Source organism: Archangium sp. Cb G35 (genome assembly GCF_001896145.1).
GTDB lineage: Bacteria > Myxococcota > Myxococcia > Myxococcales > Myxococcaceae > Archangium > Archangium violaceum.
Genome location: NZ_MPOI01000023.1, coordinates 128,173 through 142,410 on the forward strand (window position 1 = coordinate 128,173; position 14,238 = coordinate 142,410).

Here is a 14,238-nt window from a genome sequence, read left to right on the forward strand (position 1 = left end):
TGGGCCGCGCGGTCTCATCCTGTTGCTCGCGGTGCTGGCCGGGGCGGCCTGCGGTATCAAGGGGCCGCCGCGTCCACCAGCCCGTGCTCCGGAGGCGCAGCCGCAGCCTCCGGCGAATTCCTCCCCTGACGCTGGGAAGCCGTGAATCACTTCAGCTATCGCAAGCGTGTCCTGCACGCCGAGGACGTGCCCCTGCCGGCCATCGCCGGCGCGGTGGGCACCCCCGTGTATGTCTACTCCACCGCCACGTTGCGCCGGCACTTCCGGGTGGTGACGGAGGCCTTCGGCAAGCACCCTCACCTGGTGTGCTACGCGATGAAGGCCAACTCCACCCTCGCGGTGCTGCGGCTGCTGGCGGAGGAGGGCAGTGGCTTCGACATCGTCTCCGGCGGTGAGCTGGCGCGGGTGAAGGCCGCGGGTGGCCAGCCCGGCAAGACGGTGTTCGCCGGCGTGGGGAAGACGGCCGACGAGATGGCCCAGGCCCTCTCCGCCGGCATCCTCTTCTTCAACGTGGAGAGCCCCGAGGAGCTGGAGCTGCTCGACGCCGTGGGCCGCGCCCAGGGCAAGCGCGCGCCCTTCGCCCTGCGTGTGAACCCCAACGTGGACGCACGCACCCATCGTCACATCTCCACCGGCCTGAAGACGTCCAAGTTCGGCGTCCCCTTCGAGGACACGGTGGCGCTCTACGCCAGGGCCAAGAAGATGAAGGGCCTGCGGGCGGTGGCGGTGGACTGCCACATCGGCTCGCAGATTACCCGCACCGCGCCCTTCAAGGCCGCGCTCACCAGGATGGCCGGGCTCTACAAGGAGCTGAAGGCCCAGGGGCACGCGCTGCAGTACCTGGACATCGGCGGTGGCCTGGGCATCACCTACACCGAGGAGACGCCCCCCACGCCCGCCGAGTACGCGCGCACCGCCATCGCCGCCACGGGCGATACCGGCGCCACCCTCGTCTTCGAGCCGGGCCGCCTGCTGGTGGGCAACGCCGGGGTGCTCGTCACCCGGGTGCTCTTCCGCAAGAAGACGCCGGCCCGCCAGTTCGTGGTGGTGGACGCGGGCATGAACGACCTGATGCGCCCCGCCCTCTACGACGCCCACCACGGGCTGCAGCCGCTCGTGCAGCGGCGCGGCAAGGAGGTGGAGGTGGACGTGGTTGGGCCGGTGTGCGAGTCCACCGACGTGTTGGCCCGTCAACGCAAGCTGGTGCTGCCCCAGGCGGGCGAGCTGTACGCGCTGATGACGGCCGGGGCCTACGGCATGAGCATGGCCTCCAACTACAACTCGCGGCCCCGGCCGGCCGAGGTCCTGGTGGACGGGGACGCCTGGCGGGTGGTGCGCGAGCGGGAGAGCGTCGAGGATCTCTGGCGCGGCGAGCGGCCCTGAACATATAAGCCGCAGCATGAGGACCTTCGAAGGCTCGATGACCGCGCTCGCCACCCCCTTCCGGGAGGGAGCGTTCGATGAGGCTTCCTTCCGTGCGCTCGTCCGGCAGCAGATCACCGGAGGGACGAACGTGCTCATCCCCATGGGCACCACGGGTGAGGCGGTGACGATGTCCGCCGAGGAGCGCTTCCGCGCCATCCGCGTGGCGGTGGAGGAGGCGGCGGGCCGGGTGCCGGTGGTGGCCGGCGCGGGCTCCAACGGCACGGCGGAGACGGTGGCGAACGTGAAGAGCGCCCGCGAGGCAGGCGCGACGGGCACGCTCATCGTCACGCCCTACTACAACAAGCCCACGCAGGCGGGCCTGGTGGAGCACTTCCGCGCGGTGGCGAAGGCGCACCCCGGCTTCCCCATCATCGCCTACAACGTGCCGGGCCGGACGGGCGTGGACCTGCTGCCGGAGACGGCGCTGCGCCTGTGCGACGAGGTGCCCGAGGTGGTGGCCATCAAGGAGGCCACGGGCAACATGGCCCGCGCGGTGGACCTGGTGGAGAAGTGCGGCGACCGGCTGACGCTCCTGTCCGGCGATGACTTCACCGTGCTGCCGTTCATCGCCTGCGGCGGCAAGGGGGTCATCTCGGTGTCCTCCAACGTGGCCCCGCGGATGATGGCGGACCTGGTGGCCGCCGCTCGCGCCGGTGAGCTGGCGAAGGCGCGGGAGCTCCAGGTGCGGATGAACGAGCTGCACCGGCTGTTGTTCATCGAGTCCAATCCGATTCCCGTGAAGTGGGCGCTGCACAAGATGGGACTGTTCGGACCGGAGCTGCGCCTGCCCCTGGTTCCCATGTCCGAGCCCAACGCGAAGAAGCTGGAGGCCGAGCTGCGCAAGCTGGGCCTCGTCCAGGGTTGAACCCGGGATGCGTGGCACCCTCACCCCGTCCCTCTCCCGAGGGGAGAGGGGAGTGGCGCGAGGGTGCGACGCGCTGTGAATCGAGCACTGTGAATCGAGCGCTGTGAATCGAGCGCTGTGAACCGCCCACTGTGAACCGAGCACCGTGGACAGAGGGCCAACACATCCCCTCTCCCTCCGGGAGAGGGACGGGGTGAGGGTATTGAGGACACCATGATCCGCACCGTCATCACTGGAGTCACTGGCCGCATGGGCGGCACCCTGCTGCGGCTCGTCCGTGAGTCCAAGGACCTGGAGCTGGCCGGAGCCACCACGCGCCAGACCTCACGCCTGGAGCAGCTCGGTGTCTCCGGGGGCGATGACCTCGGCCGGGTGCTCGACACGGCGCGGGCGCAGGTGGTCATCGACTTCACCAGCGCGGAGGCCAGCGTTGCCCACGCGCGCCAGTGCGCCGAGCGCGGTGTCGCCATGGTCATCGGCTCCACGGGCTTCACCCCGGAGTCCCGTGCCGAGCTCGCCGCGAGCGCGAAGTCCATCCCCGTGGTGCTGGCCCCCAACACGTCGGTGGGCGTGAACGTGGTCATCCGCATGGCCGCCGAGCTGGCCCGCGTGCTGGGCGAGGGCTACGACGTGGAGGTGCTCGAGGCGCACCACCGCATGAAGAAGGACGCGCCCTCGGGTACGGCGCTCAAGCTGGCCGAGGTGCTCGCCTCGGCGCTGGGCCGGAGCCAGGACGACCTGACGTTCGCCCGGCACGGGCAGATTGGCGCGCGCCCGAAGCAGGAGATCGGGGTGCAGACGCTGCGCGGCGGAGACGTCGTGGGCGAGCACACCGTGTACTACTTTGGCGAGGGCGAGCGCATCGAGCTCACCCATCGGGCCACCAACCGGGACCAGTTCGGCCTCGGGGCGCTGAGGGCGGCGCGCTGGGTGACGGGCCGTTCGCCGGGGCTCTACGACATGGCCGACGTGCTCGGCTTCCAGAGGACGTCATGACGACGCGTTATTGCCGTTTCCAACACGAGGGCGGTGCGCACCACGGCCGCATCGAGGGTGAAGAGGTGGTGGTGCTCTCCGGCGCGCCCTGGGCCGGCGGAAAGGACACCGGCCGGCGCGTGGCGCTGAGCGCGGTCCAGCTGCTGGTGCCCTCCGAGGCCTCCAAGGTGGTCTGCATCGGGCAGAACTACCGCAAGCACGCCGAGGAGATGGGCAAGCCCGTCCCGGCCGAGCCCCTCATCTTCATCAAGCCCTCCACCGCGCTCAACGCGCACCGCTCGCCCATCCAGATTCCTCCGGTGAGCCAGGAGGTGCACTACGAGGCGGAGCTGGGGCTCGTCATCGGCGAGCGCCTGAAGAACGCCGACGAGACCACCGCCGCTCGCGCCATCTGGGGTCTCACCTGCATCAACGACGTGACGGCCCGCGACGTCCAGCGCCGGGAAATCCAGCACACCCGCGCCAAGGGCTACGACACCTTCGCGTGCGCCGGGCCTTGGATCGTCACCGGCCTGTCTCCGGCGGACCTCCAGATTCTCTGCCGGGTGAATGGACAGGTGCGACAGGACAGCCGGACGTCCGACATGGTCTTCAGCCCCGCCAGGCTGGTGTCCTTCATCTCCCACATCATGACCCTCCTGCCGGGCGACCTGGTGAGCACGGGGACGCCCTCGGGGGTGGGCCGGCTGGTGGCCGGGGACGTGGTGGAAGTGGAGCTGGAGGGAATCGGGACCCTGGCCAACCCTGTTGAGATGGGGCCTTGAGCGCCACCGTCTATGTAGGGCTGGGCTCCAACGAGGGAGACCGCGAAGCCCAACTCGTCTCCGCCCTGGAGGCGATGTCCCGTATCGATGCAGTGGCGGTCCTTCGCTGCTCGTCTCTCTTCGAGAGTGCGCCCGTGGGTCCGCCCCAGCCGCACTACCTCAACGCCGTGGTGGCCCTGGAGTGCGGCCTGCCGCCGCAGCGGCTGCTGTGCATCCTCAAGCAGATTGAGCGCGACCTGGGCCGCGAGCCCGGAGGACCGCGCTGGGGACCCCGGCCCATCGACCTGGACATCCTCCTGTGGGAGGGTGAGGTGGTGGCGGATCCCAACCTCCAGGTGCCCCACCTGGAACTGCACAAGCGCCGATTCGCCCTGGAGCCGCTCGCCGAGCTTGCTCCCCAGGCGGAGCACCCGGTGCTCTGCATGACGGTGGTGGAGCTGCTTTCCCAGCTGGCGCCCCAGGATGTGCGCCGGTGCGAGGCCACCCAGTGGCCCGAAACCCTTCTCCCGGTAACCGAGTGATGACCCTCTCCCTCGCCCTGACCGCCGCGGCCCTGCTCGCGGCCGAGCCCACCAACCTGCCCGCCGGTCACCCGCCCCTCGGCTCGGACTCCCAGCGTCCGGCCGCCTCCCAGGGCCTGCCCGAGGGCCACCCCAACTTCGGTTCGAGCCCTTCGGGCGCCGCCGCCACGGGCGCCATGCCGGAGGGCCACCCGCCGATGACGGGCCGGGCGCCTCCCTCCGCGGCGGAGCTGCTCCAGCAGCTGGACAGCATGCAGGGGCTGCGCGAGCGGGAGAAGACGTTCGAGATCGCCTCGTCGCTGGGCAAGCTCTACTACACAAACGGCCGCGCGGCGGACGCCATCCCCTACTTCATGCAGGCGGAGGAGAAGGGGAAGGCGGCGCGCGAGCTCTTCCTGGCGCAGCGCAAGAAGCTGGGCAAGGCGGCGGTGCAGAGCCCCACGGAGGCGAAGTGCGGCTTCTCGCCGGCAACGCCGGTGGAGGAGATGGCGGCGGTGGCGGCGGAGCGTGCGAAGAAGGGCGACACCGCGGGAGCGGCGGCCTGCGCGCGCGCGGCGCTGGAGCCGGTGCTGGACGTGGAGTCGATGCGCGCCAACGCGCACTTCCTCTCGGGAGACGCGGCGGGGGCGCTGAAGACGTACGAGCGGGTGCTGGAGGTGGAGCCCACGTCGGCGGAAGCGCTCTTCGGGCGCTCGGCGCTGCTGTACGAGACGAAGGGCGAGAGCCTGAACTCCCTGCGGACGGCGTACGAGGGCTTCGAGGCCTTCCTGGCGGCGCACCCGGACTCGCCGCGGGCGGCGCTGGCGCGCAAGCTGGCCCGAATGACGGACGAGGCGGTGAAGGCCGGAGGCATGGCGAAGTGGCAGGCCACGCGGGCCGAGGACCGGCGCATCCGGGCCTCGAAGCTGGACCTGAGGCCTGGCGGGCCGATGATGGCGCAGGGGCCGATGGCGGGCGGTGGCCTCCGGGGCGGCGGCGCGGCCGGGCCGATGGCGGGTGGCGGTGACAACACGGCGGCGCCGACGATCTCGCAAGAGACGGTGCAGGCGATGCAGAACGTGGAGCGCACGCCGGAACTCGAGGCCCAGCTGACGCAGACGGTGGAGCAGGGCGAGGAGTTGCTGGCGAAGGGGCGCTACGACGAGGCGCTGGCGGCGTACCGGCAGGTGATGCCGCTGCGGCCGGATGGGCGGGTGAAGGCGGGCCTGGCGTGGACGCTGGTGGGGCTGGGCAAGCCCACGGCGGACCGGGTGTGGGGCGTGGCGGTGGGCTCGGACCCGGCGGCGGTGGACCAGCTGGGCGAGACGCTCAAGGCCAAGGGCGACATGAAGGGCGCGAAGGCGCTCTGGACGAAGCTGGCGGCCTCGGCGCCGGACTACGCGGCCCAGGCCTCGCTGCAGGCCAAGCTGAGCCAATAGCCCCGGAAACCCATACAGCTGCAAGAAGTCCAAGAACCCCCGGCAGCCAAGAACCCCTCTCCCTCCGGGAGAGGGACGGGGTGAGGGTGCCACGGACCCCAGGTTGAATCCGTGGCGCGTGGCACCCGAGTTGAAGAAGTGCATTGCGACGGTGCCCGGCCGCGCGGGTTGGGTAAAACACACGCGAGCACCTTGCTGAACAATGGGACCGCCTCCACATCATGGCTCCCATGAATCGCGCGGCCCCCTTCACCTTCGATGATTCTCTCTGGCCCCTGCTGGGCGTGCGTCTCACCGGCGAGCTCTCTCGCCAGGAGTTCGAGGCCTACCTCGACAGGTCCACTCAATATTTGCAGCGGGGAGAGCAGCACGTCTGCATCTTCGACTTGAGCGCCCTGTGGCTCCTGTCGAGCGAGCAGCGGCAGCGGCACGCGTTGTGGCTCGAGAAGAACGCGGCGTTGATGCGCCGGACGCTGCTGGGGCTGGCGTACGTCATCACCTCGCCCACGGTGGTGCTGACGATGAGTGTCATCTTCCACTTCCGGCCGCCGCCGGTGCCCTACACCCTGGTGACCCGCCTGGACGCGGCGAGGGCCTGGGCGGCGTGGCACCTCGACGAGGCGGGACTGCGGGCCCAGGCCGAGCGCGTGCGGAGCCAGCTGTACGAAGGCACTTTCGTGGGGACGGGGTCCGGCCGCGGCCCCGCGCAGCTGTCCGGGCCGTGTTAGATCCTCCCACGGGAGGCTCTTCACATGCAGACCCTGACGCAGCCCGATTTCAAGTCGCAGCGCTTCAAGGCCAACCCGTATCCCCTCTACGCGCGCTTGCGCGAGGAGGCGCCGGTCTTCCGCATCCAGGCCCCCGGCAACGAGGTGGGCTGGCTGGTGACACGCTACGAGGACGTGGCCCAGGTGTTGAAGCACGGAGGCATCAGCAAGGATCGCCTCGGCAGCATGAACGAGGAGCAGCGGGCGAAGATGCCCTGGTTCTTCAAGTTCTTCACGCCGCTCGTGCAGAACATGCTGAGCCGGGATCCGCCGGACCACACCCGGCTGCGCGCGCTCGTGCACAAGGCCTTCACGCCGAAGTACGTCGAGCGGCTGCGCTTGCGCGTCCAGGCCCTGTCGGACAGCCTGTTGGACGCGGCCGCGCGCAAGGGCTCCATGGACCTCGTCGAGGAGTTCGCGTTCCTGCTGCCCGTGACCATCATCGCCGAGATGCTGGGCGTGCCCCCGGGCGACTACCGGAAGTTCCAGCACTGGTCCAACCGGCTCGTCTCGAATACGGACATGACGGACGTGCTGCTCTCCGTCCCGAGCGTGGTGATGTTCACGCGCTACCTGCGCAAGCTCATCGCGCAGCGGCGCACGTCGCTGGGAGACGACCTGCTCTCGGCGCTCATCCAGGCGGAGGAGGCGGGTGACAAGCTGACCCCGGACGAGCTGGTCAGCATGGCGTTCCTCCTGCTCGTGGCGGGGCACGAGACCACGGTGAACCTGATCTCCGGAGGCACACTCGCCCTGCTGCAGAACCCCGAGCAGTTGGATCGGCTGAGGAAGGAGCCGGAGCTCATCGGGCCGGCGGTCGAGGAACTCCTGCGCTACGCGAGCCCGGTGGAGGTCTCCACGGAGCGCGTCACGCGAGAGGACATCACCGTGGGCGGGGTGACGATTCCGCGCGGGGACCTGGTCTTCGCGGTGCTCGCGTCGGCGAACCGGGACGAGCGCCAGTTCAAGGACCCGAACACGCTGGACCTGGGGCGGGAGCCGAACAAGCACGTGTCCTTCGGGCTGGGCATCCACTACTGCCTGGGGGCACCGCTCGCGCGGCTGGAGGGACAGATCGCCATCCAGACGCTGGTGAACCGGTTCCCGAACCTGCGCCTGTCCAAGCCGGCCGAGTCACTGAAGTGGCGCACGGGCGTCCTCATGCGCGGGCCGAAGCAGCTGCCGGTCAAACTGTAGCGCCCGGCTCTGGCCGCGCGCCTACCCGCGTCCCTGGCGGGAGCGCCGGGGCTGTGAACGTCTCTTGGGCCCGCGCTCACCCGCGGGCTCCTCGAACAGGGTCGGGCCGAGCAGATCGAGGTACTCGGCGAGAACCTCACCCGGGTCACGCTTCCTCCCCGCGGAGGATGGCTGCTCCAGCGCGAGGCGTCCCGCGGTGACCAGGACGGCTCCGGTCAGGCGCGCCCGCTGCGAGTCCGGGGAGAGCCCCAGCCGCTCGGCGGCGGCGTGCGCGAGAGCGATCTCCGCGTTGGTGAGGATCTGCAGCCACACCGCGCGGAGACTGTCCGTCTCGTTCAGCACGGAGAGGAGGTTCTCCCAGTTCATGGCGTTCTCCTCCGTGAGGGACCGGCTGAGCGCCTCCACCATCGCCTCGCGCAGGGTCTTGCCGCGAGGGACGGCGCGCATGTCGGAGACGATGCGCGCGAGCGATGCATCCACGGCTGGGCGGATGGCGTCCTCCTTCCGGGGGAAGTACCGGTAGAAGGTCCGCTCGGAGAGGCCCGCGTGGGCCGCGAGCTCCTTGACGGAGAAGTCGCTCGTGCGCTCCCTCAGGAACAGGGTGATGACGGCAAGCGAGGCCTCGAGCATCGCCTGGTCGCGCCCCTCGCGCGGGGCAAGGGTGAGGGGCGGCTCCTGGTCCGCACCCGTGGCTGGCCTTTCCTGGGGGGGGCGGCGCACTCGCTGGGGCATGGCGCGGAGCCTAACAATCCGTGGCAGGAACTGTCACACCCCGGAGCATGTGGCGGTTTCTGCCAGTTCCGTGGCATAAACTGCCACGGTCCTGGTGCCCCCCCACCCACGGAGAACCGAGATGAGCTTCAGCTCACCCACCGCACGCATCGAAGACGGCCTTTTCCTGCCCGAAGGTGCATCCCTGTTCACACGGCTGCGTGTGGCCGTCCGGGCCTTGAAGGTCCTCGAGAAGCGCCCCGATGACGGCATCGCGGCGCCGCTGTTCAACGCGAGCCTCGACGGCGATGTCTTCAAGCGGCACTGCACGGAGCTGGCGAAGAGCGAGGATGGCCGGGAGCTGCTCACCCAACGCCCCAGCCTCCAGCGCAGCAACATCGACCTCGCGACGCTCGGCCAGCTCCCTGAAGGGACGCTCGGGAACGCGTTCGCCCGCTACTTCTCGGACAACGGCATCAGTCCGTTCGAGAGCCCATACGAGGTCCGCAACGAGGTGGACTACCTCGTCAAGTGGTACCGGGAGACGCACGACCTCCACCACGTGGTGACTGGTTACAAGACGGACTCGCTCGGCGAAATGGAGCTCCAGGCCTTCGTGGCCGGCAACATGGGACTCCGCACGAGCGTCCTCATCCTCCTGTTCGCCGCGCTGCTCCGGCCGCATGGCCTCCCTCCCATCTGGAAGTACGCGCGGAAGCTGCGCGCGGCGTACCGGCGGGGCCGGCAGTCCGAGAAGCTCGTCCGCCTCCGGTACGAGCGCTTCTGGGAGGCGACGGTCGAGACGGTGCGCCAGCAGCTCAGGATTCCCCCTCCGACCCCGGCTTGATCCAGGACTCCACGACCATGACTACAGCCCCCTCCATCGACAGGCTCCGTACCCTGACGGAGTACGCCCCCTCCACCCTCGAGCTGCTCACGGCGACCCGGCGAGAGGGGTTCCTCGGCTGGCTGATGAGCACCTGGCGCAAGCACGGGGATCTGATCCGCATCCAGATGGGCTCGCGGTCGCTCCTGATGGTGACCCACCCGGACCACGTGCGCCACGTCAACGTCACGGGCCGCGAGCACTACGACAAGGGCGAGAGCTACGACTCCCTCCGCGAGCTGCTGCTCGGCCATGGCATCGTCACCGCCACCGGAGAGGACTGGCGCCGGCAGCGCAGGCTCATGGCGCCGTTCTTCACCCCTCGCGGCGTGGAGAAGTTCTTCCCCATCTTCACCTCCGACACGCAGAAGCTCATCGAGCACTGGCAGTCCAAGCACCAGGGCTCTGGCCGCCCCGTCGAGATGCTCGACGAGATGATGCAGGTCACCGCCGCCGTCATCCTCCACTCGGTCTTCAGCACCGAGTCGGGCGACACCCTGATGCGCGTCAAGAACTCGATCGAGACGATGGTCTCCCACATCTCGAACAAGCAGATGCGTCCCATCCAGGTGCCCATGTGGATGCCCACCCCCGGGAACCTGCGGTTCAACCGGGCCAAGAAGCTGGTGACGGCCTACATCCAGGAGCTCATCGCGGGGCGCCGGGCTCTCCCCGCCGAGCAGTGGCCGGATGATCTGCTGACGAAGATGATGACGACGAAGGACGAGGAGTCGGGGACGTTCATGGCCGAGCAGCTCCTCGTGGACAACGGCCTGACCATGTTCGCCGCGGGGCATGAGACCACGGCCCGGACGCTCTCGTTCTTGTGGTACGCGCTGTCCCAGAACCCGGAGGTGGAGCGGCGGCTGCATGCCGAGCTGGACTCTGTGCTGGTGGGAGATGGGCCTCCGACGATCAACGAATTGAAGAGGCTCCCGTACACCCTCCAGGTCGTGAAGGAGGTCCTCCGGCTCTATCCGGCCGCGCCGATGTACGCCCGTGACGCCGTTGCCGATGACGAGCTGGATGGCATCCGCATCCCGGCCGGCACGAGAACGATTGTCTTCAGCTACGCCACCCACCGGCACCCGGAGTTCTGGGAGGATCCGGAGCGCTTCGATCCCGACCGCTGGTTGCCCGAGCGCGAGGCGGCACGCCATGCGCACGCCTACCACCCGTTCGCCATCGGGCCGCGCATCTGCCTGGGCAACAACTTCTCCCTGCTGGAGACGCACGTGATGACGGCGATGCTCGCACGCCGCTTCAAGCTGCGCATGAAGCCCGGCCACGTGCCGAGGTTCGACATGTTCGGCACCCTCGGCTCGGCCAACGGCTTGCCGATGCTGATCGAGGCGCGGTGAACCCCTTCATCCTGATTCTGGTGAAACACCCATGGCGAAAATCAAATTCATCGAGGCGAGCGGGGCGGAGCACGAAGTCGAGGCGCGAGAGGGACAGTCCGTCATGCAGGCGGCGATGGACAACCTCGTGCCAGGAATCATCGCCGAGTGCGGGGGCTTCGCCAGCTGCGCGACCTGCCACGGCTACGTCGATGAGGGCTGGTTGAAGAAGCTCCCTCCTCCCGAGGCGGCCGAGGAGTCGATGATCTCGAGTGCCTTCCACGTGCGGCCCAACAGCCGGCTGACCTGTCAGATCAAGGTGACGCCCGCGCTGGAGGGTCTGGTGGTCCGTCTTCCCGTCTCGCAGACGGAAGAGTGAGGAAGGGAGGCTCGAACATGCACGCCGACAGCGGAAGCCAGAAGTTGGACAAGATTCCCGCGCACGTCCCGCCGGAGCTGGTCTACGAGTTCGACATCGCCAGGGATCCGCGGATGCTCGAGGACCCGCACGCCCGGATGCGCTCCCTCCTCTTCGAGGCCCCACCCATCTTCTACTCCCCGAGTAATGGTGGCCAGTGGATGGTGACCCGGAAGCAGACCATCGTGGACATGACGATGAAGCCGGAGGTCTTCAGCAACGGCAGCGCGGGGGAAAAGAAGGATGCGACGGGAGGGTTGACGCTGCTGCCCATCTCGGTGGATCCGCCGCAGCACACGATGTATCGGATCCCTCTCAACCAGTCGCTGTCGGCCAAATCCGTTGCCGGACTGGAGCCGTCGATCCGGGCCATGACGAACGAGCTCATCGACAAGGTGCTCGCCGCGGGACGCTGCGACTTCCTCTCGGACATCGCCGAGCCGCTGCCCGTCACGTTGTTCCTGAAGCTGGCCGGCATGCCGACCAACCGCCTGACGGAGTTCCGTGAGCTGGCCCTGCGGGCCTCGTCCGCCACGGTGGAGCCCGCGACCCGCGCGGAGACGTTCAAACACATCGCGGGAATCCTGGCGGAGACCATCATGGCCCGGCAGCAGAAGCGCGAGGATGATCTGATCAGCAGGCTGCTCGACGCGAACCTCGACGGCCGCAACCCCAACTTCCAGGAGATGATGGGCTACAGCATCCTCCTGTTCCTCGGGGGGTTGGACACCGTGGTGAATGCCTTGAGCTTTGGCGTCCGGCGTCTGGCGCGCGATCAGGAGTTGCAGGCGAAGCTCCGGGCCGAGCCTGGCCTCATTCCCGGAGCCGTCGAGGAACTGCTGCGGCTCCATGGTGTCGTGTGCATCCCCCGGCGGGTGGCTCGCGATGAGGTCTACCAGGGCGTCCAGTTCAAGCAGGGAGACGCGGTGTTGTTGCTCCTGCCCGCGGCCAACTACGACGAAGCGGCGTTCCCCAACCCCGAGCAGTTCGTCCTGGGCCGGAAGGAGCAGCACCAGACGTTCAACACGGGTCCGCACCGGTGCGTCGGGCTGAATCTGGCCCGCCTGGAGATGAAGGTGTTCTACGAGGAGTGGTTGAAGCGCGTCCCGCCGTTCCGGCTGGATCCCCAGGCGCCGCCAAGGTTCATGGGGGGCTTCTCCCTGTCCGTTACGAGTCTGCCGCTGGTCTGGGGCTAAGCCAGCCGAAATAAGTCCGTTCAGGGGTCTGTCCGCAGCTCGAAAGCAGGAGGGACCCCTCCGGGCACGGTCTCGCCAGACTTGTCCAACAGTTGGACAAGTTCGTGAAGAGCGCGCCCGGAAGGCGGACTCACTCATCCCTGAAAGGACTTTGTTCCGATGGCTTAGACTCGTATCGCGAATGAATCCGAAGACCCTGTGTTCTCCTGTCCTGCTGTGCCTCCTGCTCCTCTCCGGGGCAGGGTGGGCCCAGGAACCTTCCGCCGAGACGGACGAGCGGCTCGTCGAGGGGTCGGCCTCAGATGGGCTGACCCAGCATCACCAGCTGGTCTGTGGCGGCAGGTTCTGTGTCTGGTCCCGCACCGAGACGATTGGCCCCTGCTTCGTGGGGACCTGCTACTCGTACAGCCTGGTGGTGACCGATCGGAAGGGAAAGCCACTGGGGGCCTCCTCGGATGAAACCGGCCTGAGCAATGGGCGGGCGCGTTTTGTCGGTCCCCGCCAGGTGGAGTTCGTCGGTCTGGTCAGCCTGGAGGAGGACAACGGGGACGATCCGGAGGGGCGGCGCAGGGAAGTGGGATTCGGTGCCGCGATGATGTGGCGGCGGTTGATCACCCTCTCCCAGGATGGTTCGAAGATCACCTCCGATACCCGGGAGTCGTTGTCCCCCAAGCACCAGGCCTTGCTCGAGCGCCGGCTCGAGAAACAACGCGCTCCCGCCGAACCGAAGATCAAGGGCCGCATTCCCGAGGCCGTGCTCGCGAAGGCTCGGACGCTGTGTGCGGACGGCAATACGGAAGGCAATGAGGAACTGAAGCCGACGCTCTACGAGTGCCACGGTGGCGGCGCCTGCGTGCTCGTGTTGGAAAAGACCTCGGAGTCTTCGTACAAGGAGCTCTCCTGTGCCTTGAAGGTGAAGAACGGCAACGTGGAGCACCTCGAGCTGGGGACGTTGCTGGGTGAGGATGAGCAGCAGTATGTGTTCTCCCTGGATGCGACCCGCTATTGCTTCACCTGCACCCTCTGCGGTTACAGGGGAAGCAGCGGCGGGACGCAATGCATCTCGCGCGAGCGGCCAGGCCACATGGCCTTCCTGGCGACGGCCGGGCTGCATGTCGACAGTGCTCAGTCCTATCCGGTTCAACAGGCCAGCTCGGCTTCGGCGGGGGCGGCGTCCGCGCTGACGGTCCATGCGCATACCGTGGGCCACGTCAGCTGGGGGCTCGACAACTGGCGGGACGCGAAGGACCTTTCGCTGGCGTGGCAGGCGATGCGTGTCGGCGAAGACCTCCGGTTCCAGGTCGAGGTCGAGGACGAGCTGCTCCAGCCCGCCGGAGACGGCCCGGCCGTGCATTCGGACCACCTGGAGCTCGACTTCACGGGACCGCGCGCCCATCTCAAGCTGGGAGTGCTCCTGGCAGAGGACGGGAAGGTCCAGCTCCGGCTCTGGAAGCGGGGCGAGGGGACGAAGGCCCAGGAGGTGGATGAGCCCTATGCCGCGGCCGGCACGTGGTCGAAGACGGAGCGTGGCTACCGGGTGGAGGTGTCGCTGCCCCTCGCTCCGTTGCGCGAGGCGTTGGGAGACACGAAGACGTATGGCTTCGCGATGGTGGCCTCCGACGCGGACGAGAAGAAGCGGCAGGAGACGTTGTTGGGGAACAGAGGCTCGCTCGACTTCTGGGACGAGTACCCTCCGGCCATCGAGGAATACAACCGCGTGCGGACGAGGTAGTG

14 protein-coding genes are annotated in these 14,238 nt (G+C 68.4%); 13 read left to right on the forward strand and 1 reads right to left on the reverse strand.

Annotated features, from left to right (window positions below; translation table 11 throughout):
* Positions 1-141 precede the first annotated feature (141 nt).
* The 8 genes from lysA (at position 142) to BO221_RS49150 (ending at position 7,953) form a co-directional block, all read left to right on the forward strand.
* Positions 142-1,383 carry a diaminopimelate decarboxylase gene (gene lysA, locus BO221_RS49115; RefSeq protein WP_073567857.1) on the forward strand — a complete coding sequence of 414 codons (1,242 nt, stop codon included), beginning with the start codon at positions 142-144 and terminating at the stop codon, positions 1,381-1,383.
* A 16-nt stretch (positions 1,384-1,399) separates the two neighbouring features.
* Positions 1,400-2,290, forward strand: a complete 891-nt coding sequence (gene dapA, locus BO221_RS49120) for a 4-hydroxy-tetrahydrodipicolinate synthase (protein ID WP_073567858.1) — start codon at positions 1,400-1,402, stop codon at positions 2,288-2,290.
* Between the two features lie 213 nt (positions 2,291-2,503).
* On the forward strand, positions 2,504-3,286 hold the full coding sequence (dapB, locus tag BO221_RS49125) for a 4-hydroxy-tetrahydrodipicolinate reductase (RefSeq protein ID WP_073567859.1): 783 nt from the start codon (positions 2,504-2,506) through the stop codon (positions 3,284-3,286).
* Positions 3,283-4,050 (forward strand): fumarylacetoacetate hydrolase family protein, encoded by a 768-nt coding sequence (locus BO221_RS49130; protein ID WP_073567860.1) that lies wholly within the window; start codon positions 3,283-3,285, stop codon positions 4,048-4,050. Before dapB ends, BO221_RS49130 begins: the two co-directional genes overlap by 4 nt.
* Positions 4,047-4,571, forward strand: a complete 525-nt coding sequence (folK, locus tag BO221_RS49135) for a 2-amino-4-hydroxy-6-hydroxymethyldihydropteridine diphosphokinase (protein ID WP_073567861.1) — start codon at positions 4,047-4,049, stop codon at positions 4,569-4,571. The genes BO221_RS49130 and folK overlap by 4 nt, the downstream gene beginning before the upstream one ends.
* Positions 4,571-5,989, forward strand: a complete 1,419-nt coding sequence (locus BO221_RS49140) for a hypothetical protein (protein ID WP_073567862.1) — start codon at positions 4,571-4,573, stop codon at positions 5,987-5,989. The genes folK and BO221_RS49140 overlap by 1 nt, the downstream gene beginning before the upstream one ends.
* Before the next feature lie 221 nt (positions 5,990-6,210).
* The gene (locus BO221_RS49145) at positions 6,211-6,717 is read left to right on the forward strand and encodes an STAS/SEC14 domain-containing protein (protein ID WP_143196138.1); all 507 of its coding nucleotides are present in this window, start codon (positions 6,211-6,213) and stop codon (positions 6,715-6,717) included.
* A 24-nt stretch (positions 6,718-6,741) separates the two neighbouring features.
* Entirely contained in the window at positions 6,742-7,953 is a 1,212-nt protein-coding gene (locus tag BO221_RS49150) for a cytochrome P450 (RefSeq protein WP_073567864.1), read from the forward strand.
* 21 nt (positions 7,954-7,974) lie between these two features.
* On the opposite strand, the gene BO221_RS49155 is transcribed toward BO221_RS49150, so the two are convergent.
* Positions 7,975-8,685 (reverse strand): TetR/AcrR family transcriptional regulator, encoded by a 711-nt coding sequence (locus BO221_RS49155; protein ID WP_083682669.1) that lies wholly within the window; start codon positions 8,683-8,685, stop codon positions 7,975-7,977.
* Positions 8,686-8,806: 121 nt separating this feature from the next.
* Here BO221_RS49155 and BO221_RS49160 point away from each other — a divergent pair, with 121 nt between their 5' ends.
* The 5 genes from BO221_RS49160 (at position 8,807) to BO221_RS49180 (ending at position 14,236) form a co-directional block, all read left to right on the forward strand.
* Complete coding sequence (locus BO221_RS49160) at positions 8,807-9,511, forward strand: Coq4 family protein (RefSeq protein WP_073567866.1); 705 nt, start codon at positions 8,807-8,809, stop codon at positions 9,509-9,511.
* Positions 9,512-9,528: 17 nt separating this feature from the next.
* A complete protein-coding gene (locus tag BO221_RS49165) occupies positions 9,529-10,911 on the forward strand; it encodes a cytochrome P450 (RefSeq protein ID WP_073567905.1) in 1,383 nt (460 codons plus the stop codon).
* A gap of 31 nt (positions 10,912-10,942) precedes the next feature.
* Entirely contained in the window at positions 10,943-11,269 is a 327-nt protein-coding gene (locus tag BO221_RS49170) for a 2Fe-2S iron-sulfur cluster-binding protein (protein ID WP_073567867.1), read from the forward strand.
* A 17-nt stretch (positions 11,270-11,286) separates the two neighbouring features.
* On the forward strand, positions 11,287-12,504 hold the full coding sequence (locus BO221_RS49175; protein ID WP_073567868.1) for a cytochrome P450: 1,218 nt from the start codon (positions 11,287-11,289) through the stop codon (positions 12,502-12,504).
* Positions 12,505-12,685: 181 nt separating this feature from the next.
* Positions 12,686-14,236, forward strand: a complete 1,551-nt coding sequence (locus BO221_RS49180; RefSeq protein WP_073567869.1) for a hypothetical protein — start codon at positions 12,686-12,688, stop codon at positions 14,234-14,236.
* Positions 14,237-14,238 lie beyond the last annotated feature (2 nt).